Source organism: Pseudomonas campi (assembly GCF_013200955.2).
GTDB lineage: Bacteria > Pseudomonadota > Gammaproteobacteria > Pseudomonadales > Pseudomonadaceae > Aquipseudomonas > Aquipseudomonas campi.
The window spans coordinates 1,888,788-1,911,739 of sequence record NZ_CP053697.2 but is presented as its reverse complement, the minus strand read 5'-3'; the positions used below and the strand labels follow the sequence as shown (position 1 = coordinate 1,911,739).

General features: G+C 63.8%; 22 protein-coding genes. 9 read left to right on the top strand and 13 right to left on the bottom strand.

What is annotated here, in order from left to right; translation table 11 throughout:
- Nucleotides 1-64: 64 nt before the first annotated feature.
- Entirely contained in the window at nucleotides 65-2,269 is a 2,205-nt protein-coding gene (gene rlmKL / locus HNE05_RS08840) for a bifunctional 23S rRNA (guanine(2069)-N(7))-methyltransferase RlmK/23S rRNA (guanine(2445)-N(2))-methyltransferase RlmL (protein WP_173205779.1), read from the bottom strand.
- 403 nt (nucleotides 2,270-2,672) lie between these two features.
- Here rlmKL and rmf point away from each other — a divergent pair, with 403 nt between their 5' ends.
- Nucleotides 2,673-2,888 carry a ribosome modulation factor gene (gene rmf, locus HNE05_RS08835; protein ID WP_160489598.1) on the top strand — a complete coding sequence of 72 codons (216 nt, stop codon included), beginning with the start codon at nucleotides 2,673-2,675 and terminating at the stop codon, nucleotides 2,886-2,888.
- 157 nt (nucleotides 2,889-3,045) lie between these two features.
- Here rmf and HNE05_RS08830 read toward each other — a convergent pair whose 3' ends face one another.
- Both HNE05_RS08830 and HNE05_RS08825 read right to left on the bottom strand, forming a co-directional pair.
- A complete protein-coding gene (locus HNE05_RS08830) occupies nucleotides 3,046-4,077 on the bottom strand; it encodes a quinone-dependent dihydroorotate dehydrogenase (protein ID WP_173205777.1) in 1,032 nt (343 codons plus the stop codon).
- 307 nt (nucleotides 4,078-4,384) lie between these two features.
- Nucleotides 4,385-4,606 carry a DUF2835 domain-containing protein gene (locus tag HNE05_RS08825; protein ID WP_173211637.1) on the bottom strand — a complete coding sequence of 74 codons (222 nt, stop codon included), beginning with the start codon at nucleotides 4,604-4,606 and terminating at the stop codon, nucleotides 4,385-4,387.
- A gap of 149 nt (nucleotides 4,607-4,755) precedes the next feature.
- Between HNE05_RS08825 and HNE05_RS08820 the strand changes: the two genes are divergently transcribed.
- Nucleotides 4,756-5,649 carry a DUF6685 family protein gene (locus tag HNE05_RS08820; protein WP_173205775.1) on the top strand — a complete coding sequence of 298 codons (894 nt, stop codon included), beginning with the start codon at nucleotides 4,756-4,758 and terminating at the stop codon, nucleotides 5,647-5,649.
- A gap of 239 nt (nucleotides 5,650-5,888) precedes the next feature.
- Here HNE05_RS08820 and HNE05_RS08815 read toward each other — a convergent pair whose 3' ends face one another.
- The 4 genes from HNE05_RS08815 to HNE05_RS08800 all read right to left on the bottom strand — a co-directional run bounded on the left by HNE05_RS08815 (nucleotide 5,889) and on the right by HNE05_RS08800 (nucleotide 9,644).
- The gene (locus HNE05_RS08815; RefSeq protein ID WP_173205773.1) at nucleotides 5,889-6,230 is read right to left on the bottom strand and encodes a ribonuclease E inhibitor RraB; all 342 of its coding nucleotides are present in this window, start codon (nucleotides 6,228-6,230) and stop codon (nucleotides 5,889-5,891) included.
- Between the two features lie 264 nt (nucleotides 6,231-6,494).
- Nucleotides 6,495-7,256, bottom strand: a complete 762-nt coding sequence (locus tag HNE05_RS08810) for an SDR family oxidoreductase (protein ID WP_173205770.1) — start codon at nucleotides 7,254-7,256, stop codon at nucleotides 6,495-6,497.
- A complete protein-coding gene (locus HNE05_RS08805) occupies nucleotides 7,253-8,188 on the bottom strand; it encodes an alpha/beta hydrolase (protein WP_240008834.1) in 936 nt (311 codons plus the stop codon). Before HNE05_RS08805 ends, HNE05_RS08810 begins: the two co-directional genes overlap by 4 nt.
- Entirely contained in the window at nucleotides 8,172-9,644 is a 1,473-nt protein-coding gene (locus tag HNE05_RS08800; RefSeq protein WP_173205767.1) for a flavin-containing monooxygenase, read from the bottom strand. The genes HNE05_RS08805 and HNE05_RS08800 overlap by 17 nt, the downstream gene beginning before the upstream one ends.
- Before the next feature lie 108 nt (nucleotides 9,645-9,752).
- Here HNE05_RS08800 and HNE05_RS08795 point away from each other — a divergent pair, with 108 nt between their 5' ends.
- Nucleotides 9,753-10,769, top strand: coding sequence for an AraC family transcriptional regulator (locus HNE05_RS08795; protein ID WP_173205764.1), 1,017 nt, complete (start codon nucleotides 9,753-9,755; stop codon nucleotides 10,767-10,769).
- Nucleotides 10,770-10,819: 50 nt separating this feature from the next.
- Here HNE05_RS08795 and HNE05_RS08790 read toward each other — a convergent pair whose 3' ends face one another.
- On the bottom strand, nucleotides 10,820-12,883 hold the full coding sequence (locus HNE05_RS08790) for an LTA synthase family protein (RefSeq protein WP_173205761.1): 2,064 nt from the start codon (nucleotides 12,881-12,883) through the stop codon (nucleotides 10,820-10,822).
- A gap of 176 nt (nucleotides 12,884-13,059) precedes the next feature.
- Between HNE05_RS08790 and HNE05_RS08785 the strand changes: the two genes are divergently transcribed.
- The gene (locus tag HNE05_RS08785) at nucleotides 13,060-13,509 is read left to right on the top strand and encodes a hypothetical protein (RefSeq protein WP_173205758.1); all 450 of its coding nucleotides are present in this window, start codon (nucleotides 13,060-13,062) and stop codon (nucleotides 13,507-13,509) included.
- 338 nt (nucleotides 13,510-13,847) lie between these two features.
- Complete coding sequence (locus HNE05_RS08780; protein ID WP_173205754.1) at nucleotides 13,848-15,293, top strand: methyl-accepting chemotaxis protein; 1,446 nt, start codon at nucleotides 13,848-13,850, stop codon at nucleotides 15,291-15,293.
- A gap of 47 nt (nucleotides 15,294-15,340) precedes the next feature.
- Here the strand turns inward: HNE05_RS08780 and HNE05_RS08775 are convergent, their stop codons facing one another.
- The 3 genes from HNE05_RS08775 to HNE05_RS08765 all read right to left on the bottom strand — a co-directional run bounded on the left by HNE05_RS08775 (nucleotide 15,341) and on the right by HNE05_RS08765 (nucleotide 17,624).
- Entirely contained in the window at nucleotides 15,341-16,153 is an 813-nt protein-coding gene (locus tag HNE05_RS08775) for a substrate-binding periplasmic protein (protein ID WP_173205751.1), read from the bottom strand.
- Nucleotides 16,154-16,252: 99 nt separating this feature from the next.
- On the bottom strand, nucleotides 16,253-17,113 hold the full coding sequence (speE, locus tag HNE05_RS08770; protein ID WP_173205747.1) for a polyamine aminopropyltransferase: 861 nt from the start codon (nucleotides 17,111-17,113) through the stop codon (nucleotides 16,253-16,255).
- A 319-nt stretch (nucleotides 17,114-17,432) separates the two neighbouring features.
- Nucleotides 17,433-17,624: a PLDc N-terminal domain-containing protein gene (locus HNE05_RS08765; protein ID WP_173205745.1), complete on the bottom strand. Its 192-nt coding sequence runs from the start codon at nucleotides 17,622-17,624 to the stop codon at nucleotides 17,433-17,435.
- 241 nt (nucleotides 17,625-17,865) lie between these two features.
- Here HNE05_RS08765 and HNE05_RS08760 point away from each other — a divergent pair, with 241 nt between their 5' ends.
- From HNE05_RS08760 to HNE05_RS08745, 4 genes are all read left to right on the top strand, one after another.
- Entirely contained in the window at nucleotides 17,866-18,132 is a 267-nt protein-coding gene (locus HNE05_RS08760; protein ID WP_173205743.1) for a hypothetical protein, read from the top strand.
- A gap of 179 nt (nucleotides 18,133-18,311) precedes the next feature.
- Nucleotides 18,312-19,304 carry a GlxA family transcriptional regulator gene (locus HNE05_RS08755; RefSeq protein ID WP_173205741.1) on the top strand — a complete coding sequence of 331 codons (993 nt, stop codon included), beginning with the start codon at nucleotides 18,312-18,314 and terminating at the stop codon, nucleotides 19,302-19,304.
- A gap of 15 nt (nucleotides 19,305-19,319) precedes the next feature.
- Complete coding sequence (locus tag HNE05_RS08750; protein WP_173205739.1) at nucleotides 19,320-19,559, top strand: DUF1272 domain-containing protein; 240 nt, start codon at nucleotides 19,320-19,322, stop codon at nucleotides 19,557-19,559.
- 13 nt (nucleotides 19,560-19,572) lie between these two features.
- Nucleotides 19,573-20,748: an MFS transporter gene (locus HNE05_RS08745; protein WP_240008849.1), complete on the top strand. Its 1,176-nt coding sequence runs from the start codon at nucleotides 19,573-19,575 to the stop codon at nucleotides 20,746-20,748.
- A gap of 1 nt (nucleotide 20,749) precedes the next feature.
- Here HNE05_RS08745 and HNE05_RS08740 read toward each other — a convergent pair whose 3' ends face one another.
- Together HNE05_RS08740 and HNE05_RS08735 are read right to left on the bottom strand one after the other, a co-directional pair.
- On the bottom strand, nucleotides 20,750-21,703 hold the full coding sequence (locus HNE05_RS08740; protein ID WP_173205733.1) for a sensor domain-containing diguanylate cyclase: 954 nt from the start codon (nucleotides 21,701-21,703) through the stop codon (nucleotides 20,750-20,752).
- Between the two features lie 8 nt (nucleotides 21,704-21,711).
- Nucleotides 21,712-22,707, bottom strand: a complete 996-nt coding sequence (locus HNE05_RS08735) for a response regulator (protein ID WP_173205730.1) — start codon at nucleotides 22,705-22,707, stop codon at nucleotides 21,712-21,714.
- Nucleotides 22,708-22,952 lie beyond the last annotated feature (245 nt).

The window sequence follows — 22,952 nt, the reverse complement described above, 5'->3', positions numbered from 1 at the left end:
CTGAGATTGACAGTCCCTGTCAATAAGCTGTCAGTGCAGCCTTGAGGTGCCAATAACCCTGAGACTAGCGTGCCATTAGCTTCCAGGCACGGTGAATTTTCGGGTTGCGCGCGAAATCCTGGTCGATCGTACTGGCACTGATCTCCTCGACGGAGTAACGCGCTGCCAGTCCTTCATCGAGCTGGAACTTGCGGAAGTTGTTGGAGAAATACAGCACGCCGCCCGGCGCCAAACGGTTCATGGCCAGGTCGAGCAGTTGCACGTGATCACGCTGCACGTCGAACACCCCTTCCATGCGCTTGGAGTTGGAGAAGGTCGGCGGGTCGATGAAGATCAGCTCGTATTCACCGCGATCGGCCGCCAGCCAGGCCATCACGTCGCCCTGCTCCAGCTTCTGCTTGTCGGAGAAACCGTTCAGGCTGAGGTTGCGCCGCGCCCAGTCGAGGTAGGTTTTCGACAGGTCGACGCTGGTGGTGCTGCGCGCACCACCCTTGGCCGCGTGCACGCTGGCCGTGGCGGTGTAGCAGAACAGGTTGAGGAAGCGCTTGCCGGCCGCTTCCTTCTGGATGCGCAGGCGCAGCGGACGGTGGTCGAGGAACAGGCCGGTATCCAGGTAATCGGTGAGGTTGACCAGCAGCTTGATGCCGCCTTCGTTCACCTCCATGAACTGGCCCTGGGTCGCCTGGCGCTCGTACTGTTTGGTGCCGCTCTGGCGTTCGCGGCGCTTGATAACCACCCGGTCCTGCGGCACGCCGAGGGCCACGGGAATCGCCGCCAGGGCATCGAGCAGGCGGGTCTGGGCCTTTTCCGGGTCGATTGAGCGCGGCGGTGCATATTCCTGCACATGCACCCAATCCTGGTACAGGTCGATGGCCAGGGCGTACTCGGGCATGTCGGCGTCATACAGGCGATAGCACTGGATATCCGCCTTGCGCGCCCACTTGCCGAGGGTCTTGAGGTTTTTCTGCAGGCGGTTGGCGAACATCTGCCCGCCTTCCGACAGGCGCGCCGCCTGGTTGGCCTGGGCCACCAGCGGCTGCTGCTCGTCGCTGTCGCCGGCCTCATTGGCACGACTGGAGCGACGCTCACCGGTCACGAACTGCTCCGGCAAGATCTTGAACAGCAGCAGCTTGCACGGCAGTGCGCCGTTCCAGAAAGCGTACTGCTTGTGGCTGCGCAGGCCCATGCGCTTGCCCAGCTCGGGCGCGCCGGTGAACACCGCCGCTTCCCAGTTCAGGCAGCTCTGGCGCAGACGCTCGCCGAGGTGCTGGTAGAGATAGAGCAGGCTCGCCTCGTCGCCCAGGCGCTCACCATAAGGCGGGTTGCTGACCACCAGGCCGGTCTGGTTCTGGTCTGGGCGCGGCTCGAAGGTGGCCAGTTCGCCCTGGTAGACCTTGACCCAGTCGCTCAGGCCGGCCCGTTCGATGTTGTTGCGCGCCGGCTGGATCAGTCGCGGATCGGCCTCGTAGCCGCGAATCCACAGCGGCGGCTTGCGCAGACCGATGGCCGCACGCTCCTCGGCCTCGGCATGCAGTTTCTTCCACAGCGCCGGCACATGGCCCAGCCAGTAACTGAAACCCCACTGCTCGCGGCGCAGGTTGGGCGCCTGATCGGCAGCGATCATCGCCGCCTCGACCAGAAAGGTGCCGACGCCGCACATGGGGTCGGCCAGGGCGCCGCCGGCAGCGGCAATGCGCGGCCAGCCGGAACGGATCAGCACCGCCGCGGCCAGGTTTTCCTTGAGCGGCGCGGCGCCCTGCTGCAGGCGATAACCGCGCTGGTGCAGGCTGTGCCCGGACAGGTCCAGCGACAGCACCGCTTCGCCACGGTCCAGGCGCAGATGAATGCGCAGGTGCGGGTTGATCTTGTCGATCGACGGTCGCGTACCATCGGCGGTACGCAGCTTGTCGACGATCGCATCCTTGACCTTCAGCGCGCCGAAGTGGGTGTTGTCGATGCCCGAGCCATTGCCGCTGAACTCCACGGCCAGGGTGCCGGAAGGCTCCATATGCTCGGCCCAGTCCACGGCCAGCACGTCCTGGTACATGGACTCGGCATCCACTACCGGGAAACGCCGCAGCACCAGCAGCACCCGGTTGGCCAGGCGCGACCAGAGGCACAGGCGGTAAGCCGTTTCCAGCCCGGCGAAACCGCGTACAGCCGCGGTCTGCTCACGCACCTCTTCCAGGCCCAGGTCTGCGGCTTCTTCGGCCAACAGGCTTTCCAGGCTCTTGGGGCAGGTAAGGATCAGTTCGTAACGGTCCGACATGTGACTTCCAGTAAAAAGTGGCGGCTTGCTAGCCAAAATATGTGACAGAACGTCGCTATGCGACCCTTCGTCGGAACAAGCACTGCTCGCAGACACGACGAATTCGCAATGGCAAAACGCCGCAGTCCCCTGGCGCGACTCCCACAGCATGGGGGCTGGGGCAAAAAGCACGAAAAAACTGCTGGGACCTTATGGCCCCTTAACCAAATGCGTTACGCCCTTATGACAAAACGATCATTCACAGGCCACGACGCATTCGTTAGAAATCAACTCAGGTTGATGCCGCAACGGCATCGACAGGCAGTCCGCCACGCCGGCAGCGGACTCCAATGGCAGAGCATTTCTGCCTGGCTCCAACTTGGAGCTCAAGGACATAACAGTCAACAAGTGAGGGCAACACCCTATGAGAAGACTTAAGCGTGATCCGATGGAACGAGCTTTCCTGCGCGGCTATCAGCACGGCATTCATGGCAAATCCCGCGACATGTGTCCTTTCACCCACCCCACCACACGTCAAGCCTGGATCAACGGCTGGCGCGAAGGTCGCGGCGACAACTGGGACGGATTGACCGGCACCGCTGGCATCCACCGACTCAACGAACTGCACGCCGTCGGCTGAACTAGGATCACCACCCGACTTCACCAGGCCGTCCCATCCGGACGGTGGGCGCAAGCCCAGGGGCCCCTCCGGGGCCCTTTTTATTGCCTGTAGGAGCGAGCTCTGCTCGCGAAACAGGCCGCGCAACAACTTCGCGAGCAGAGCTCGCTCCTACAGGTCAGGCATTCCCTCTCGGCAATGCGGCGATGGCATCCACCGCCTCACGAATCAGCGCCGGCCCCTTGTAGATGAAGCCCGAATAGATCTGCACCAGGCTGGCCCCGGCGGCGATCTTCTCAGCCGCGTGCGCGCCTTCGGTGATGCCACCCACGGCGATAATCGGCAGGCGGCCCTTGAGCTCACCAGCCAGCACCTTGACCGTGTGTGTGCTCTTCTCGCGCACCGGCGCGCCGGACAGGCCACCGGCTTCGTCACCGCATGGCAGGCCTTCGACGCCTTCGCGGCCGAGCGTGGTGTTGGTGGCGATCACCGCATCCATGCCGGTTTCCACCAGCGCCAGGGCGACCTGCACGGTTTCCTCGTCGGTCATGTCCGGGGCGATCTTGATCGCCAGCGGTACACGTTTGCCGTGCTGCGCGGCCAGGTCTTCCTGGCGCTGACGCAGGGCTTCGAGCAATTGCTTGAGAGAGTCGCCGAACTGCAGGCTGCGCAGCCCAGGCGTGTTCGGCGAACTGACATTGACGGTGACGTAGCTGGCGTGGGCGTAGACCTTGTCCAGGCAGATCAGGTAGTCGTCCACCGCCCGCTCGACCGGAGTATCGAAGTTCTTGCCGATATTGATACCCAGCACGCCCTTGTACTTCGCCGCCTGCACCCGGGCCAGCAGATGATCGACACCCTGGTTGTTGAAGCCCATGCGATTGATGATCGCTGTGGCCTGCGGCAGACGGAACAGACGCGGCTTGGGGTTGCCCGGCTGCGGGCGGGGCGTTACGGTACCGATCTCGACGAAACCAAAACCGAGCTGGGCAAAGCCATCGATAGCATCGCCATTCTTGTCCAGGCCAGCTGCCAGGCCGACCGGATTTGCGAAATCGAGGCCCATGACCCGCACTGGCAGGCTCGCCGGAGCCTTGCTCAGCAGGCCATTGAGGCCTATGCGACCGCCTGCACCGATCAGGTCGATGGACAGTTCGTGGGAAGTTTCCGGGGACAGTTTGAACAGCAGCGCGCGGGCCAGGTCATACATGGGCGAGTCGGCTCGGATAGAGTGGCGGTGGGAAGCAGGCCGCGATTATAGCCGTGCCCACTAGCCTCAGGCGAGGCAAGCAGGTAATAAGACAGGTAATGATGGCGCTCAGAACCTGTTTACGATCTTCTGGACTAGAGCCAGACAAGGCAAAAACAGCCGAGGAAGCGGAGTTTACGAGTTGTAAATGAGCATGACTCGTTACACTCGCCCTTCGGGTCGCGCTAAAGCGCGTTAGCGGCAAGCCGCTTTCCGAGGCTGTTTTTAACGCCGTATGGCCGACGGCCAGGAGATCGTAAGCAGGTTCTTATTGCAGTTGGCGCAGCTCCAGTAGCTCGCCAGCCACGCTGAATTCGAGCTCGAACACCCCATAGATACCGTTGTGGCGCAGGAAAGGCCGCAAATGATGGGCCGGCAAGCTAACCTTGCGACCATCGCGACTGAACAATAACACTCGGTTGGCGCGCCCCTGATAAACGGCGCGAAAACGCTCTGCAGACAGGGCGATATCCAGCACGAGGCTGGGCATGGAGGCTACCTCATCGTGATTTACCCGATTCTGCCACAGCTGCTGTGGCTTGCAGAGTCCGAACAGGCCGGTCTTGAGCGCCTGACTAGTGCGCGCCGGCAACAGCTCTGCCACACTGGCACCAACGTACCAGGAATGCACTGCGGCTCATGAGTCTGTCCGAATCCACCACCAACCTGGCATCCCGGCTTACCGCCCTGGCTCAGCGCCTGGGTCTGAGCGGACGCGTAGCCCGCATGGTATTCGAGCGCTCGCGCACCCTGCAGCTGCCCTTCCAGCCCCTGCCGGCCACAGCGGACAGCATCTGGTGGCTGGCCGGCCCGCCGCTGCACCGCCTGGTCAACCTGCCGCGCGACGCCCTCTCCGGCCCGGTCCAGGAAGACAAGGCCGAAGCCCGCGCCGTACTGATGCGCGTGGTCGAACAGGAGCAACTGAGCTTCGCCGATTTCGACCTGCGCCGCATCGACGGCCTGTGTAGCCCGCCGCCGGAAATTGGCGGGATGTTCAGTACCTTCGAAGAGTTTGCCGCGACCCAGACCTGCCGCAGCGTGCGCATCATCAGCTACAAGGACTTCCTCAAGACCATCAGCACCGCGCTGCCACGCTTTCTCGCGGGCGAACCGATCGAGCTGTGCCAGGCCAGCTGGTATGGCGAACGGTTGTTCTGGGCCTCGGAGCAATACGGCGAATCCTTCGCCTGTGCCATCGCCTATGCCCGCCTGCGCGGCCTGGAAGTAAATCTGCCGGCGCAACTGACACGCTACCGCATCAGCCAGTACGGCCTGGCCGAGCTGAAACAGCACTACCACGTGCTGGCCATGCCGGTGCAGGCCTGGAGTGACCCATCGTTCATGGGCCTGCTGCTGGACAACCAGCTGCCCTACGCGCGCCTGTCGCTGCTGCGCAACCCCGGCGCGCCGGAGTTCCTCCTGCTGCCCAAGGCCTCCGCCGAAGCCAATGCACTGGGCGAAGGCTTGCGCCTGTCCGGCGCCCCCGACGTGATTGCCCACCTGGAACAGCTGCACAAGCGCACAGGCGGCTAAGGCAAGCTCGCGCCTGAGAACCTTTTTACGATCTTTTGGACTAGAGCCAGACAAGGCAAAAACAGCCGAGGAAGCAGAGTTTACGAGCTGTAAATGAGCATTCCGAGGCTGTTTTTAACGCGGTATGGCCGACGGCCAGGAGATCGTAAACAGGTTCTGAGCCACTGCACACGAAAAAATAAGGGAAGAAACTGGACACCGGCCAACCCTTGGGTCAGCCGGCGTGGAGGCACTGGTATCTAACGCGGACTGGCGCGGACTTCCTGCGTCACGCCCCAGCCATCCAGCACACCGCCAAGCGGTACGACCAGCGACTCCAGGTCTTGCTCGAAATCACCAATGCCTGCATGGGTGGCGTACATCACCTTGCTCACCTGCAGGTGCCAAGCCCCGTCATCGCGCACACTGACCTGGGCATTCAACGACTCACCACGAAACGTACCTGCCACCTGCCGGGCCCGCTCCTCGTCGGGAAAGATGGCGTAGAACTCGATGGGATGGACCCGAGCGAAATCGAACCCCCCTTCCTTCATACGGCGCAGAACATTGTTGCTGACATCTTCCTGAATGACTGTGCTCATCTAACGACCTCCTCTCAGGCGATTGATAGACCGCAGCCGGCACAACAGACCGGCTTGGCAGCACCAGACGGTGCCGCACGAGACCCACGTCGGGCATCAAGCCCAACGGTGACGCACACAGAGACAGAAGCGTGTTGCACTCAAGGGCTGGTTTGGCAGAACGCCAACCGGAACCCTCACCTGCAGAGTAGTCCCCGCCTTGAGCGGCTGTCGCCTGGATAATCGATCAAATTGTTACCGCGGCGACAAACGGGGCAGCGGGTCTCATTCCCGGCTAATCCGGCGCATCATCAGGCGATTGACCCAGGCCGGTGAAACCTGGCCGCTCCAGTACATCAGCTTGAACAGCCAGTGGATCGGCCGATGTACCTGCGACTGCCCGGCCTGCAGCCAGACGGCCGCGGCGATGTCCTCGGCGCGCAACTTGACGCCGAGACGGCGCAGCGCCGGCGGCTCGAAGTGCTGGCTGTCGACCATCGGCGTGCGCACGAACGGCGGCATCAGGTCGCCAACGCGAATGCCATGGCGCTGCCACTCCAGCTCCAGGGCTTCGGTCAGGCCGCGCACGGCAAACTTGGATGCCGAGTAGCTGGCCATGTGCGGCGTGCCGTACAGCCCCGAGGCCGAGCCCATGTTGATCACCTGCGCCCCGCTGGTCGCCTTCAGATAGGGAAAGGCCGCGTGGGTCATCTGCAGCAGGCCGAGCACATTGATCTGCAGGATGCGCGCATGCTCCTCCAGGCTGATTTCTTCGAAGTGGCCTAAACGCAGCAGCCCAGCGCAATTGAACAGCAGCCGCAGCTGACCGCCATGCAGCGCGGCAAAATCGGCCAGGGCCTCGCGCACGGCGCCGGGGTCGGCCACATCCAGCTCGGCATGCCAGACCCCGCCCAGCTCGGCGGCAAGCTCAGCCAAGGCACTGTGATTGATATCCAGCAGGCCGACTTTCCAGCCGCGCGAGTGAAACAGCCGCGCCGTGGCCGCACCGATACCGGAAGCCGCGCCTGTGATCAGGATATTGTTCATGGGCAACCTCGCTGACGAAGAAAGCCGAGCACCCGCTGCAGAGCCTGATCGGCACTGGGCAGCAGCCCGCAATTGATCTGGAACACATGCCACTGGCGCCGATACAGCTCAAGCTCGCAGTCAACCCCCGCCGCCAGCGCATGCTCGGCCAGCAGCTGGCTCTGGCGCAGGAGGATCTCGTCCTCGCCGACCTGCACCAGCAACGGCGGCAAACCCTGCAGATCAGCATAGAGCGGCGACACGGCGGGATCACGCCGATCCATGCCCGCCGGGCAGTAAGCGCCTATCCCCTGCTCCAGCCAGGCCTCATCCAGCAGCGGATCGCCGGCGGCTGGCTGATGCAGGGTGGCGCCGCTGACATCGGTTAGCGGGGAGAAACACACCAGCGCTGCCGGCAAGGGCAGACCCAGCTCGCGCAAATGCAGCGCGGTGACCAGGCACAGGTTGCCGCCAGCCGAATCGCCCGCAATGACGATGCGCTCGGCCGGCTGGCCCTGGGCGAGCAACGCGCGATAGGCCGCCAGCGCATCGTCGCGCGCCGCCGGAAACGGCTGCTCCGGCGCCAGGCGATAGTCCAGGGCGCAGACCGCCAGGTTCCCGTGCCGGGCCAGGTAACTGGTGAGGCTGCGATGGGTCTGCGGCGCGCCGACGATAAAGGCACCGCCATGCAGATAGAGCAGCACCCAGCCGTTGTCCTGGGCCGGCCGCAACCACTCGCAAGACACGCCAGCCAGCTCGCCCGGTTCGATACGCACGCCAGGGGAAACCGGCGTGATGCGGGTAAACAGGCGCAGCAGGCGGCGCTGGACCTGAGCACTCAGCCGCGGCTGGAAAAAGCTGCGGAACAGCAGCCAGGTCATGCCGCGCAACAGTGGCGCCAGCCAGCACTGACGCCGCCCGGTTGGTGCCGCCAGTTCAACGGACCCGGTCATAGTCGCTCCAGTCCGGCTGGCGGGTGTGCTGGCGATAGCTGAAGGTGAAGCCGGACCAGTTGTTGGTGTGCTTGCCCGCGGCATTCTTGTACCAGCTGTTGCAGCCCTGTTCCCACACCGAATGCTCGATGGCGTGCTGCAGGCGCTGGTTCCAGGCCTGCTGCACCGGCGCGCGCACGTCGAGGTAACGCACGCCCTGTTGCAGTTGCTGCAGGCAGCTCAGCACATAAGGGAACTGACTTTCGAGCATATAGATGATCGAGTTGTGGCCCAGGTTGGTGTTCGGACCGTAGAGGATGAACAGATTGGGGAAGCCGTTGACGCTGATGCCCTTGTAGGCCTCGGCGCCCTCCTTCCAGGCCTGGTTCAGCTCAAGGCCGCCGAGGCCACGAATGCGCATGGGCGCAAGAAAGTCGCTGGCGGCGAAACCGGTGCCGTAGATCAGCACGTCCACCGCATGCTCGCGGCCATCAGCGGTGATCACCCCCCGCTCGCTGACTTCGCGGATCGCCTGGTTGACCACTTCCACCTGCGGTTGCGTCAGCGCCGGGTAGTAATCGTTGCTGATCAGGATGCGCTTGCAGCCCAGCGGGTAATCCGGGGTCAGCCGGGCGCGCAGCTCGGGATCGGTGACCTGGCGCTGCAGATGGCGGAGGAAACTGCCGCGGTACAGCTTCATCAGCCCCGGCAGGACGAAGAAGGCCACGCCACGCGCCTCGTGATAGAGGTACTGCAGGGCCCGATCAAGTTTCTGCGTCCAGGGAAACCGCTGCATCAGCGCCAGTTCGAAGCGGCTATAGGCGCGATCCGGCTTGGGCAACACATAGGCCGCCGTGCGCTGGAACAGAGTCAGGTGCTGCACCCTGGGCACGATCTCGGGGACGAACTGGATGGCGCTGGCGCCGGTGCCGATCACCGCCACGCGCTTGCCACTGAGATCGATGTCATGCCGCCAGCGCGCCGAGTGGAAACTCTCACCGGCGAAGCGCTCGATACCGGCAATCTGCGGATACAGCGGGCGGTTGAGCTGACCACAGGCACTGACCAGCGCCCGCGCACTGAACTGCGCACCATCGACAGTAGTCACCCGCCACAGCCCTGCGGGCTCGTCGAACCAGGCCTCGCTCACTTCGCTGTTGCAGCGGATACGTGAGTGCAGCCCGTATTTGGCGATGCACTGCTGCACATAGGCGAAGATCTCCGCCTGCGGGGCGAAGCGCCGAGTCCAGTCGGTCTTCGGCTCGAAGGAGAAGGAATACAGGTGCGAGGGCACGTCGCAGGCCGCGCCGGGGTAATCATTGTCACGCCAGGTGCCGCCAGCTTTGGCGGCCTTTTCCAGGATCAGGAAGTCATCGCTGCCCTGCTGGCGCAGGCGCATGGCCAGGCCCAGACCGGCAAAGCCCGAACCGATGATCAGCACGCCCAGGGGGGCCTGCTCAGGAGTGTTGTTATGCATTCTTGTCTCCGTAAACCGCGATAAAGCGATGAGCAGATCCTACGTACTGCACGGCCCACGAGTTATGGCATAGTCGGCCATAAAGTTGTGACTTTCGGACAAACTTGCATGACTGCCACACCCCACTGGCCCGCCCGGCGCAGCGCCATCAGCGTGCAACTACTGGCCCAGTTCGGCCTCGACCAGGGCCTGTCACTCGACGCCTGCCTGGCTGGCACCGGCCTGAGCTGGCACCTGCTGGCCGACCCGGCCTGCGAAATCGCCGCCGAGCAGGAGCTGCTATTGATTGGCAACCTGGTTCGCGCGCTCGGCGAGCGGCCAGGCATCGGCCTGCTAGCCGGCAAACGCTACCAGCTCAACACCTATGGCATCTGGGGCTTTGCCCTGCTCAGCAGCCCGACCTACCGTGACGCCGCCCGCCTCGGCCTGCGCTACCTCGACCTGACCTATGCCTTCCACGGCATGCAGCTGGAGGAGCATGACGACGAAGCGCACCTGCTGCTCGACGACCGCGCCATCCCCCTGGAACTGCGCCGCTTCATCCTCGAGCGCGACCTGGCCGGCATGCTCAACGCCCAGCGCGAGCTGATCAACGCAGCGCCACCGATTCGCCGTGTTGACCTGTGCATCCCCACCCCCGCCGACCCCAGCCTGTACCTCAGTGAAATCGGCGTGCTGCCGAGCTTCGGCCAGCCCTGCAACCGCCTGGTGGTCGATCGGCAACTGCTCGACCGCCCGCTGCCCGGTGCCAATCCACGAACAGTGGAATTGTGCGAACAACAGTGCCAGCTCTTGCTGGACAAGCGCCGCCAGCGCAGCGGCCTAGCCGCACGGATTCGCAGCCTGCTGCTCAGCCGCCCCGGTCGCGTGCCGGATATGGAGGAAGTTGCCACCAGCCTGCACATGAGTTCGCGCACCCTGCGCCGGCGCCTGGACGACGAAGGCAGCAGCTTTCGCAACCTGCTGGAAGAAGTGCGCCAGGCCCTGGCCGAAGAACTACTGGCCACCGGCGGCCTGAACCTGGAGGAGATTGCCGAGCGCCTGGGCTATGGCGAAGTGTCCAACTTCATCCACGCCTTCAAACGCTGGAAAGGCGTACCGCCGCGCCAGTACCGCAGGGCCTGAAGGCCAGTGCAGTTCTAGCGCAGGGTACGCCCTACAAAAACCCTGAGCACTTACTCGGGCTTGCTGTCCCGCACCCCGGCGGTGTTATCCAGCAGGCTCTGGGTCGCGACCTGCAGGAACGCTTCCAGACGCTGCTGCAGCTCGGCCTGCGCCGGGTCGTTGGTGAGCAGATCGACCTTGGCTCCGGCACCCAGCTGGTAGTCGTACAGGCGCGGCGCCAGGCCCTTGGGCTGCACCAGGATCTTCGAGCCGCTGACGATGGCCACGGTCTGGTCACTGCCGGATGGCTTGATCACCCCGACACCCTCGTCGCCCGCCGGCAGGCTGAGCAGATCGCGGCCCCAGCATTGTTGACGCACCGGGCCACCGAGGCGGCCCATGATGGTCGGCACTACATCGACCTGGGTGCCCACGGTGTCGCGCTGGGCGCCGAATTTTTCGCGGATGCCCGGGGCGATCAGCAGCATTGGCACATGGTGGCGGAACAGGTCCATCTCGGTGAGCTGTTCACTGCTGCCGAATCCATGATCGCCAACCACCACGAACAGGGTGTCTTTGAAATACGGCTGCTGGCGCGCCTTGGCGAAGAACTGGCCCAGCGCCCAATCCGAATAACGCATGGCGGTCAGGTGTTCGTTGGACGAGCCCTGATCGGTGACCGGCTCGACCGGCAGCTCCTTCGGCAAGGCATAGGGCGTGTGGTTGGACAGGGTCTGCAGCAGCGCATAGAACGGCTTGCTCGGGTCCAGCTTGGCCAGCTCGGCGGCACCGCGATCGAACATATCCTGGTCGGAAACGCCCCAGGTCGGGTCCATGAACACCGGGTCGACGAAGTCTTCGCGGCCGATGAAGTTGCGCATGCCCTGGTTGCTGAAGAAGCCGGACTGGTTGTCCCACTGGAAGTTGCCGTTGTAGACGTAGAGATCGTCGTAGCCACGCGCGCTGAGCAGTTGCGGCAGGCCGGAGAACTGGTGGCTGCCTTCCGGCGTGCGCATCAGGTACTCGAAGCCCGGCAGGTTGGGGAAACAGGCCATGGTGGCGAACATGCCCTGGTGGGTGTGGGTACCGTTGGCGAAGATGCGACTGAACAGCAGCCCCTCCTCGCTCAGGCGGTCGAAGTTCGGCGTGATGCCGGCATTGCTGCCCAGCGCGCCGACCCAACGCCCGGCGAAGCTTTCCATCAGGATCACCACCACATGGCGGATCGGCAAGGTACCGGCCTGTGGTGGCTGGAAGTCGCGGCGCACGGCGGCGCTATCGGCATCGACCAACGTGTCGTGCTCGCCGAGCAGCATGCCACGCACGGTCTGCAGGGCTTCTGCCGGCGGCTGGGTGGCCTTCCAAGTATTGTCGCGGTGACTGGAGAAGCTGTTCTTCGCCGCATCGACCAGGGTCAGGGTGCCATTCAGCCCCAGGTGGTTGGCAAACATCGAATCGGTGGTGAAGGCATCGCCCCAGCGCAGCGGCGGCCCCTGTTTGAGCGTGCCGCGCGCGGCGATCACCGCCAGCAGCAGGCAGACCATGAATACGCCGATCCGCCAGTACCAGAGTGGCGCCGACTGCGTGGTGGCCGCGCGGGTGCTGTGTTCGATCAGCAGGAACAAGCCGGCCAGCGCCAACGTGGCCAGGCACCAGGCCAGCAGGTAGCGCAGCACCGGGAAGCCATGCCAGAGCATGCTCAGCACGGTGCCCAGGTCCTCTTGCAGATACTGGAACACCAGGCTGTTGAGGCGCTGATGGAACTGGCGGTAGAAGTCCAGCTCGGTCACCCCGAGGAACAGGGTCAGGCTGGCAAACAGGGTCAGCCAGGCCACATGCAACCGCCGCGCGGCCATGGCCCGTGGGCTCAGCAGCGACAACAACAGCGGCGCGCAGGCATACACCACCAGACGCAGGTCGAAGCGCAGGCCGTTGCAGAAGGCTTCGGCAAGCACCCATGCCGAGGTATCGCCGATCTGCTCCTGGTTATAGAGCAGCAGCCCCAGGCGCAGCAGGGAATACATCAGCATCAGCAGCACGGCACTGGCGCCAGTGAACGCCAGATGGCTGGTCAGCGTGGTTTGATAGAAGCGAGCAGGCACAGCCTGCTGATCGTGGGTATCCGCATAAGACATGGAAGAGGCAATCCAGACGAAAAATGAGCGAGCAGCCGGGCCAGAGCACGCGGCACAACTATTGGCCTAGGTTGCGTGATGGCCCGTGAATTTTTTGTCGAACGGACTGACAGACCCCATACGCGCCTGTTAGGTTCAGCCCCTCAAACGGATCAGCTCTTCAGCAAGGAAGCCCCATGCGCAATACTATTCTCCTGCTCGCACTCCTGGGCGCGTGCAACCTGGCCAGCGCCGACGGCCTGCAGTTGCAACGTCAGGACGGTTTCCAGAGCTATTACAGCGGCACCCTGACGGTTTCCGGCCAGTTCCAGTTTTTCGCCGAAGACGAGTTCAACCACGGCCTGTGCTTCTACCCGCAAGGCAGCAGCGCCGCAAAGATCCCGCGCAGTGCCGACGATGAGCGCATGCCCTGGTTCTGTTTCAGCAATCAGCCGCAGGCCTTCGCCTTGCTCCAGGTCCCCTCCTCGTTGCCTGCTGGCTTCTGCAGCGCCGAGGGCAGCGCGCAACTGAGAGTTTCTCAGTACATGACCGATACCACCCCTTCGGAGGTCTCGGACATGGCCCACCTGGAAAGCGTCCTGCAAAGCAAACCGACACGCCTGCAGCCCTGTGAGACGCCTGACTGAGTGCCCGTCAGCGGCTAGCATGAGTCGCTGATTCCCGGAGTACCGCCGCCGGATATAAGCGCTGTAGAGCAGATGCCGATTGCGCCTTTCCTGCAGGCTTTTCGGCCAGACGCTCGGCAGCATCACGCGAAGCCGCGTGGTTACTGGCTTGCGCGCTCAAGGCAGGACACGTGCTTCGTCGCCAATAGGTCGTCGCCAAGGCCTTGGCGCTGTACTCTCGACGCAGGCCATGTGCCATCACTCGAATCGCCCGAACTGCGCGCCGCACACCCGCCCACGCTCAAGTGGCGAGTGTCAGCGGCCGATAGTGTCGGCAATCAACAAGAACGGAGCCCCCCATGCAACAGGGCCTTTTAGCGACCTTCATGCCGCAGACCAAACTCAACCCCAGCGAAGAGCTACTCAGCCGCATGCTGGCGTTCTTCGCCTTTTGCGGCCTGACCATTGGCTTGTACAGCGGGATCAAATGGGGCCGCCTGGGGAACGACGCGCTGATGCAGAGCTCCTTCCTGCTGATCATCGGCATGCCGTTGGCCCTGCTGGTGCTGCGCAACGCCTGGCTGCCGACACGGGGCGTAGCCCACTTGGCCATGGCGCTGATCAGCAGCTACGCCATGATCCTTATCTATCAGCTGGGCGGCCTGCACTCGGCGCATATCTTCTGGCCACTGGTGGTCATCGGCTTCGCCTACCTGTTGCTCGGTGGTCGCAGTGCGACCTTCTGGGCCGTGTGGCAGATCGTGTTCGTGTTCTGGCTGATTCGCCTGCAGCGCAGTGGCGTCGAACTGCCGAACTTCGAGTTGAGCCCACGGGACGCCATGCTCAACGAATATTCGGGCTACATGCTGCCGGTGCTGACCATGTGGATGGCCCAGTGGTACAGCTCCAAGGTGCGCCAGCAGGCCCTGGACGGTGCCCAGCGGAACCTCGACGAGGCCGAGCGTGTGGGCAAGGCCGCCACCGCCGGCAGCCAGCAACTGGCCGCCCTGCTCGATGAAGTACGCCACGGCGCCGCCGACCTGCGTCAGCTCTCCGTGCAGCTGTACCAGACCCTGGACAGCATGCGGCAGCGCTGCCAGAGCATCGACGGCGACGTGCAACAGCAGTCCGACGCCATGCACCAGCTCGACCTGGCCGTGCATCAGGTGCTGGAAAATCTTGCCGACAGCACCGCGCAGATGCAGCAGCTGAGCCAGGACACCCAGCACAGCAGCGGCCAGGTCACCACCTGCGCCCAGCGCATGCAGGAGGCCCAGCAGAGCATGCAGGCCATCCAGCAGAGCAACCAGCGCATCGCCGAATCCATGCAGATGATCAGCGCCATCGCCCAGCAGACCAACCTGCTGGCGCTCAATGCGGCCATCGAGGCAGCCCGCGCCGGCGAGCACGGACGTGGCTTTGCCGTGGTCGCCGACGAAGTGCGCAGCCTGTCGCAACGCAGCAACCAGACGGCCGACACGGTACAGAGCGTGCTCGGCCAGTCCGAGAAGATCGTCAACACCGGCGCCGATCAGGTCTGCAGTGTCGGTGAGGCACTCAGCGAGAACGCCGCCCTGACTGCCAACCTGTCCGGCGCCATCCTCCAGCACAGCCAGGCCCTCGACCAGGCCCACCGCCAGTTGGCCCAGGTGCGCGACAACAGCGCCGCCCAGCGCGAAGCCAGCCTGCGCCAGCGCCAGGCCAGCGCCGAGCTGCTCAACGCCCAGGAATCACTGGTGGGTTTGGGAGAACGCCTGGAACAGCTGTCGCAACAACTGCACCAGCGGGTAGCCGCGCAGCAGTAAGGCAAGCCCCTGTCGAAAAGAGCCCGCCGCATGGCGGGCTCTTTGGTTCAGGGCGCCGGCTGGCGCAGGTAACGCCTGCTCAGATCCGCGCCGAGCTGTTGGCGTTGCTCGGCCACGGCTCGCCAGAAGCCCTCGGCCAACTCGGGATGAGTGCTGTAGAACTGGTGCGACAGCGGCAGATACCAGTCGGTTTCCAGCAGCGGCTGGGGCAGAAACATCAATTGCTCCTGCAGTTGCAGGCGCTCGATCAGCTCAAGGGCGATCTCACGCTCCAGCACATAGCCATCCAGGCGCCCCGCCGCGACCAGCCTGAGCGCCGCGGCCTGCGCCAACGACTCGCTGGCGAGCACGCCGAGTTCACGCAAACGCTGACTGGTGGCATAGCCCAGCGGCGCCCCAACACCATGGCGTACGCCGGAAAAGCGCTGACCATCCCACTGCAGGGCGCCACCCGGGCGCACGATGATCGGGTACTCGACGCGCCACAGGCGTTGGTTTGCATCCACCGGGCTCTGGCGCTGGGGATCTCGACCCGGGTAACGCCCCCAGGTGTCGCGATCAGGCTGCCACACGGCGATGAACAGGCCATCGCTGTGGCCCTGCTGCACCTCATGTACGCAGCGTTTCCAGGGTTGCTGATGCAGATCCAGACGCAGCTTGGCCTGGTAGGCGGCCTGCTGGATCAGCTCGATGATCAACCCTGGCTCTTCTGCCGCAGTCTCGGCCGGTGAGTGGGTGTAGGGCGGTAGACCGCCAAGCTCATAACAGAGCCTGAGCCGCGGCCACTCCTCCTCAGCGGCAGTAACTGCGCAGGACAAGCCGCCAAGCACCAGCAGAATCAATACGCGCAGGCTCGCCATGACGCCTCTCTCTTGAGCACCTGGATTAAGCATGGCGGTACAAGCCGCCAACGTCCAGAAGCGCGCCGGCCAATTCCAGCGCGCCGGAACTGCTGGCGTTCAGTCGTTGCTCGGCTTGTTCACGGCCTGCAGCACGTACTGCGGCAGAGCGAAGGCGCCCTGATGGATTTCCGGGTTGTAGTAGCGCGTCACGATGCTGCTGCCGGCAAAGCGCTGACGCAGGGTTTCCAGCGGCAGCTTGCGGTACTCGGCATAGGTGGAGCCCCAGGCGAAGGTCATGCTGCCACCGATATAGGTGGGTACCGCCGCCATGTAGAAATGCCAGTCGGCGAACAGGCCATCCATGCGGCTGGCAGTGTTCTGTACTTCGCCGAGCTGCATGAACGGCGTGCCGTTCTGCGTGACCAGGATGCCGCCATCGTTCAGGCAACGGCGGCAGGCCTGGTAGAAGTTCTCGGAGAACAGCACCTCGCCCGGGCCGATCGGGTCGGTGGAGTCGGAGATGATCACGTCGAACTTTTCCGTGGTGCTGGCGACGAAGTTCATGCCGTCGTCGATCACCAGGTTCAAGCGCGGATCTTCATAGGCGCCGCAGGAGTGGTTGGGCAGGAACTCCTTGCACATCTCGACCACGGTGCCATCGATCTCGACCATGGTGATGCTTTCGACGCTGCGGTGCTTGCGCACCTCGCGCAGCATGCCGCCGTCGCCGCCGCCGATGATCAGCACGCGCTTGGCGCTGCCGTGGGCGAGGATCGGCACATGGGTGAGCATCTCGTGGTAGATGAACTCGTCGGCCTCGGTGGTCTGGATCACGCCGTCCAGCGCCATCACCCGCCCCATGCGGGCGTTCTCGAAGATCACCAGATGCTGGTGCTCGGTGCGTACTTCATGCAGCAGCTTGTCCATGCGAAAGCGCTGGCCATAGCCGTCGTAGAGAGTTTCCTGGTAATCGCTCATGGGTAGTCCCCCGTCGAAGTGGTGGATGCGGACGGACTGAGAACCTGTGCAAAGACATGCGAGCTAGAGCCAGACAAGGCGAAATCGAGCGAAGAAGCGCAGTTTACGAGTGCTAAATGAGCATTCTGAGTTCGATTTCAACGCCGTATGGCCGACGTGCAGCAGGCTTTGGACAGGTTCCGTCACCCGCCCATGAAAAGGCGCGCATTGTAAGGGCATAACCGGGGTGGCTCCACCGCCAGGCTGCAAGCGGATGTGTGAAGACGCCTTCCTGCGGTAGACGCCGACAGGAAGGACGGGGTTCAGAAGCCTGAGGGGTTTATAGACGAACGTTGCCACGCGGCCCGGCCAGGGCCCAGATGATCAGGCCGAGCACGGGAAGGAAGACGATCAGCAGCACCCAGACCACTTTCATCGTGGTTTCCGCGTTGCTTTTCACCACATTGATGATCGCCCAGATATCCAGGACCAGAATGACGAGACTGAGAAGACCGCTCAAGGTAGAGCCCATGGAAACACTCCTGTGTGGTGGGATTGCCTGCTTAGGATAAACAGAATCCGCCGATGTTCCATTTTCCCCGTCACTCTTGGGCAAAAGTGCCTGAAAACGGGAACATGCGACATATTTCTATGTTTTTACGCCAGCATGTGACTTTCCAGTCAGGTTTCGCCATCAACAGTGCACAGGCCGCGGCAATAAGCGCTTTCGTCGGCCAGATCGCATATTGGGCAGCCTCTGGAGAAACAGACCCATGAACACCATGCTCCGCGTCAACGAAGCACTTTTGATTGCCGGCCGCGCCTTCCAGCCGTTCCAGTGTGTCGCCTGGACCCAGCAGGATGGCAGCGGTGAACTCAACCTGACCGTGATTGACCGCACCAACACCCGCGTCGGCCAGGCCCGCCTCACCAGCAGCACCTACCGTGACCCGGCGCAACTGGCCGATGTACTGATCCAGTCGCGCGAGCAGCTGAGCCGCCAGGGCTTTGCCCTGGAACCCTGGAGCATGCCGGAGTAACACTCCGCGCCCCGGCCTGCCGCTACCCCGAAGCCCCCTCTGCCGCAAGGCGAGGGGGTTTTTATTGCCTGTGAATCGGGTCTTGCCGAGCCCGCTATGTCCATATCTGTGGGTTTATTGTCATTGTCGCCAAGTAGGGCCGAGCGCAGACTGCGCTCATCTTCTTGCGAGAGTCGCCCATGGACCCGCTACGCACCATTGCCTGCCTGATCTACCCGGACTTCATGAGCCTGGATGTCACCGGCCCGTTGCAGGTATTCGCCTCGGCTAATGTTGAGCGTCAACGCCAGGGCCTGCCAAGCGCTTACCGTCTGCTGGTGCTGGCCGAACAACCCGGCCCCGTGGCCACCTCGGCGGGTTTCCAGCTGGTTGCCGAGCAGGCCTGGCGCGACAGCAATCCAGCCGAACTGGATACCCTGCTGATTCCCGGCGGCCTCGGCGAAGTGGCGCAATGCCAGAACCCAGCGCTGCTGGCGTGGCTAAGAGCAGCCGAACCCAAAGTGCGCCGCCTCGGTTCGGTATGCTCCGGAGCCCTGATTCTGGCGGCCGCCGGTCTGCTCGATGGGCGCCGGGCGACCACCCACTGGGCGGATGTCGAGGCCTTGCGCACCTATCCGCAGATCGAGGTGGACGGCAATCGCCTGCATACCTACGACCCCAGCGCTCGTGATGGCGAGGCCCATGTCTTCACCTCGGCCGGGGTCACTGCCGGCATCGATCTGGCCCTGGCCCTGGTCGAAGCCGATCTCGGTCGCCCACTGGCCCTGGCCGTGGCGCGGCGTCTGGTGATGTTCCTGCGCCGCCCTGGCGGCCAGGCGCAGTTCAGCGCCCTGCTCACCCCACAGGCCAATCGCACGCCACGCCTGCTTGGCCTGCTCGAGTGGATGGCACAGAACCTCTCGGCCGACCTGTCGCTGGAGGCCCTGGCCAGCCAGGCCAACCTGTCCAGCCGCAGCCTGTCGCGTCTGTTCGTCCAGGAGCTGGGCATGGGCCCCGGTCGCTACGTGGAACGCTTGCGCCTGGAGGCGGCGCGCGCCCTGCTGCAGGACAGCGGCGCGTCGATCAGCACGGTGGCGCGCCTGACCGGCTTCAACCACCCGGAAAACCTGCGCCGCACCTTTCACAAGCACCTGGCGGTCAGCCCCCAGGACTACGCCGAACGTTTTGCCTAATCAGGAGAGATACGCATGCTGCAACTACGCCCCGGTTGCGAATGCTGCGACCGCGACCTGCCGCCCGACTCGCCGGACGCCATGATCTGCTCGTTCGAATGCACCTTCTGCCGCGACTGCACGGAACAGCGCCTGCACGGTCACTGCCCCAACTGCGGCGGTGAGCTGCTGCGCCGACCGATTCGTCCCGCCGCCAAACTGGCCGCCAATCCCCCTTCCAGCACGCGCATCCACAAGCCAGGCGGCTGCGCCTGAGGACGTCACCATGCTGCTTCTGCGCAACCCCACCCTGCTGAAACTGTTTATCGCCCAGGCCCTGTACTGGAGCTGCGCGATGATCGGCATCACCCTCACCGCGCTGGTCGGCCTGCAGCTGGCACCCAGCAATACGCTGGCCACCCTGCCGCTGGCCCTGCTGGTGCTGGGCAATCTGCTGGCGACCCAGCCGCTGTCGCTGTTCATGCAGCGTCATGGGCGGCGGCCGGGGTTGATGCTCGGTGCCGGCGCGGGTGCAGCGGGCGGCCTGCTCAGCGCACTGGGCGTGTGGCAGGCGGACTTTTTGCTGTTCTGCCTGGGCGCAATGCCGATTGGCGTCTACCAGGCCTCGGCGATGTACTACCGCTTCGCCGCGCTGGAGGCGGTCGACACGGCACACCAAGGCCGGGCAACCGCCTGGGTGGTCGGCGGTGGTGTATGCGCCGCCCTGCTCGCGCCTAGCTTGACGCTGTGGTCGCGCCATCTCCTGAGTACGCCCTTTGTCGGCGCCTACCTGTTGCTGGCCGTGCTGGCCATCGCCGCTGTATTGCTGCTCGCCAGTCTGCGCGAAGGGCGCTTGCCGGCCCCGGCCAATGGCGGCTGGCAGGCGCTGCGCCAACTGCTGAGCCGGAGCCCGGTGCGCGCCGCGATGGCGACCACTGCCATCGGCCACGGTCTCATGTATCTGGTGATGAACGCCTCGCCGCTGGCCATGAGTTTCTGCGGCCTGTCGCTGGAAGCCAGCGCTCAGGTGATCCAGTGGCACATGCTCGGCATGTTTCTGCCGGCCTTCATCGCCGGGCCCCTGGTCGATCGCCTCGGCAGCCGCCGCGTGGCACTGCTCGGCATCGCTCTGGTCAGCCTCAGCGCCGGCATTGCGTTGAGCGGCCAGGCACAGGCGCACTTCCTGATCTCCTCCTGCCTGCTGGGCATGGGCTGGAACCTGATGCTGGTGGCTGGCACCACCTTGCTCGGCACGGGTCACACGCCGGGCGAACGTGGCCAGGCCCAGGGGCTGATGGAGTTGGGTAACGGCACGATGGCGGCGCTCGCCTCGTTCGCCTCCGGCGCGCTGATCAGTGGCATCGGCTGGAACCCGGTCAACCTGGCCATCCTGCCATTGCTGGCGCTAGCCCTGCTGGCCTTGCGCAGACCGGCAGAGCCGGAGCCCGTCGAGGCGAACTCCTGACTCAGGCGCCGTGCACGCTGACCTGATTACGCCCATTGCGCTTGGACTGGTACAGCGCATGGTCGGCCCACTCGATCAGTTGCTGGTGGTCGTTGCTGCTCTGCGTCAAATCGGCGACGCCCAGGCTGATGGTGAAGGGAATCAGCTGGCCGTCGTAGTCGACCTGCAGCGCCTCGGTCTTCTGCCGCAAGCGCTCGGCAAACAGGCGCGCGCCGGCGCTGTCGACGTCTGGCAGGAGAATGACGAACTCCTCGCCGCCGTAGCGCCCGGCGATATCGGTATCGCGCGCCTCCTTACGTACCACGTCGGCAACCGCCTGGATCACCTTGTCACCCGCCTGGTGACCATAGGTGTCGTTAACCTTCTTGAAGTGGTCGATATCGAACATCACCAGCGCCGCCGTGCTGCCGTAGCGGCGATGGCGCGAGTACTCGCGCTTGAGCTCTTCTTCCCAGTGCCCGCGGTTGTTCAACCCGGTCAGGCGATCGGTGCGCGACAGGTGCTTGAGCTGGTCGTTGGCCGACTGCAACTGGTGCTTGTTCACCGCGACATTGGTGACGTCGTAGATGATCAGGCAGACATGTTCAACCACGCTGTTGGTCGCCTGCAGCGGCAGGATAGTGGTGTTCTGGTACATGAACTCTTCCTGGCCGGTGATCGGCTGGTAGTTCTTGAAGCGCACCAGGTAGGGTCGCTGCTCCCAGATGGTGAATGCCGGCGTGCCGAGGGTCACCACGCTTTCCACCTTGTGGCGGAACCACGGCTCCTCGACCTCGGGAAACAGGCTGAAGAAGGACTTCTGCACCGCATCGTGGGCCGTGCGGCCGGAACGGTTCTCCATGAAGCTGTTCCACACCTCCACGCGGTACTCGCGATCGAGCACCACCACGCCGACGTCGATGCTCTGCACGATGGCCAGCAACCAGTGAAACTCGTTGAGATCCATGCCAGCCATGTCTTACATCATCCCATCAGGTAAGCGAGTTTGTGGGTCAACAGCGGTACCGAGTCTTCGGTAAACAGTAGCAACAGGTCGAAGTGGATGTCGTGCCCCTCGATGCTGTAGCTGACCTCGACTGCCAGGGTCTTGCGCCAGCGCTGTTGATTGAGGCGGATCAGCTCGTCGATCGAGGCATGTTCGCCGAGTATCTGCGGATGGCCCTGGGAAAACTTCACGTTGATCTGCTCGGCGATGCCGCTGAGGCAGGCACCGATCACCACGCTGGACATGTCCAGGAGCATTTCCATCGGCTGGTAGTCATGTTCGTGGCGCTGCATCAGCCTGGCCATGTCGGCCACTTCCGAGTCATGGAACAACAGTAGCGCTTCACCGCAGATGCCACCGCCAATATAGCCCTGGCACACCGCTGTTAGACGATCACCCTGCTGGGCATCGATCAGCGCCATGTGCAACTCGCCGACCTCGAGGATGTTGACGTTGGGCACCGGCAACTGCACGAACACCCCCAGCACCCGCGCCAGCAGTGCAGCGGCGCGGCCCATGGCGACGTTGATCACCTCACGGAAAGCATCGCGGAAAGTCACCTGGGGTTCGCTGAGGCTGGCCGGCGCCAGCGCACCACCGGTCACAGTCAGCAGGCCCAGGCGCTGCAGGGTCTCTTGCAGCAGCGCCGGCTCGGCCGGTTTTTTCAGGAAGGCCAGCGCGCCCAGCTCGGTAACCCGGCGCAGCGCCTCGTCCTGCACGTCGCCGGAAACCACGATCACCGGGCATTGCAGGCCTTCGGCGCGGATCGCCGTGAGCACGCCGTAGCCGTCCAGCACCGGCATGGTCAGGTCGAGCAGGAGCAGATCGAAGTGCTGCGTGCGCAGCAACTCCAGCGCCTCCTGGCCGTGGCTGGCCTGGCTGACCGTCACCGGCCAGTCGGCAGGTAATGCACGCAGCAGCTGCTTGCGCGCCATGTTGGAGTCGTCGCAAACCAGTAGGGAGAACGTTGGCATTTCCTTCCCTCGTGACTAGCACGCGAAATGACGGGCTGCGCTGATCGCCCAAGGTCATCGCTTCAGCCATGCCAGAAGTCCGGCGATGGCCATACAAAATGCGCGGCATAAAGAAACATTTTTTCCCCGCGCACGCCATAGCAATGTGCCATTACTTTGTCGACTAGACGACACTTTCTATGCAAACGCCTGCTGCAGAAACGCACAAGGCGACCGAAGTCGCCTTGTTGAAACTCAACCGTGCC

Coding starts and splice junctions, on each gene's coding strand:
- HNE05_RS08735 (WP_173205730.1), bottom strand. CDS start 22,707: ATGCCAACGTTCTCCCTACTGGTTTGCGACGACTCCAACATGGCGCGC.
- HNE05_RS08795 (WP_173205764.1), top strand. CDS start 9,753: ATGACTGCCACACCCCACTGGCCCGCCCGGCGCAGCGCCATCAGCGTG.
- HNE05_RS08815 (WP_173205773.1), bottom strand. CDS start 6,230: ATGAGCACAGTCATTCAGGAAGATGTCAGCAACAATGTTCTGCGCCGT.
- HNE05_RS08750 (WP_173205739.1), top strand. CDS start 19,320: ATGCTGCAACTACGCCCCGGTTGCGAATGCTGCGACCGCGACCTGCCG.
- rlmKL (WP_173205779.1), bottom strand. CDS start 2,269: ATGTCGGACCGTTACGAACTGATCCTTACCTGCCCCAAGAGCCTGGAA.
- HNE05_RS08755 (WP_173205741.1), top strand. CDS start 18,312: ATGGACCCGCTACGCACCATTGCCTGCCTGATCTACCCGGACTTCATG.
- HNE05_RS08825 (WP_173211637.1), bottom strand. CDS start 4,606: ATGCCCAGCCTCGTGCTGGATATCGCCCTGTCTGCAGAGCGTTTTCGC.
- HNE05_RS08830 (WP_173205777.1), bottom strand. CDS start 4,077: ATGTATGACCTGGCCCGCGCGCTGCTGTTCAAACTGTCCCCGGAAACT.
- speE (WP_173205747.1), bottom strand. CDS start 17,113: ATGAGCGATTACCAGGAAACTCTCTACGACGGCTATGGCCAGCGCTTT.
- HNE05_RS08760 (WP_173205743.1), top strand. CDS start 17,866: ATGAACACCATGCTCCGCGTCAACGAAGCACTTTTGATTGCCGGCCGC.
- HNE05_RS08800 (WP_173205767.1), bottom strand. CDS start 9,644: ATGCATAACAACACTCCTGAGCAGGCCCCCCTGGGCGTGCTGATCATC.
- HNE05_RS08765 (WP_173205745.1), bottom strand. CDS start 17,624: ATGGGCTCTACCTTGAGCGGTCTTCTCAGTCTCGTCATTCTGGTCCTG.
- HNE05_RS08775 (WP_173205751.1), bottom strand. CDS start 16,153: ATGGCGAGCCTGCGCGTATTGATTCTGCTGGTGCTTGGCGGCTTGTCC.
- HNE05_RS08805 (WP_240008834.1), bottom strand. CDS start 8,188: ATGACCGGGTCCGTTGAACTGGCGGCACCAACCGGGCGGCGTCAGTGC.
- HNE05_RS08785 (WP_173205758.1), top strand. CDS start 13,060: ATGCGCAATACTATTCTCCTGCTCGCACTCCTGGGCGCGTGCAACCTG.
- HNE05_RS08820 (WP_173205775.1), top strand. CDS start 4,756: ATGAGTCTGTCCGAATCCACCACCAACCTGGCATCCCGGCTTACCGCC.
- HNE05_RS08790 (WP_173205761.1), bottom strand. CDS start 12,883: ATGTCTTATGCGGATACCCACGATCAGCAGGCTGTGCCTGCTCGCTTC.
- rmf (WP_160489598.1), top strand. CDS start 2,673: ATGAGAAGACTTAAGCGTGATCCGATGGAACGAGCTTTCCTGCGCGGC.
- HNE05_RS08740 (WP_173205733.1), bottom strand. CDS start 21,703: ATGGCTGGCATGGATCTCAACGAGTTTCACTGGTTGCTGGCCATCGTG.
- HNE05_RS08810 (WP_173205770.1), bottom strand. CDS start 7,256: ATGAACAATATCCTGATCACAGGCGCGGCTTCCGGTATCGGTGCGGCC.
- HNE05_RS08780 (WP_173205754.1), top strand. CDS start 13,848: ATGCAACAGGGCCTTTTAGCGACCTTCATGCCGCAGACCAAACTCAAC.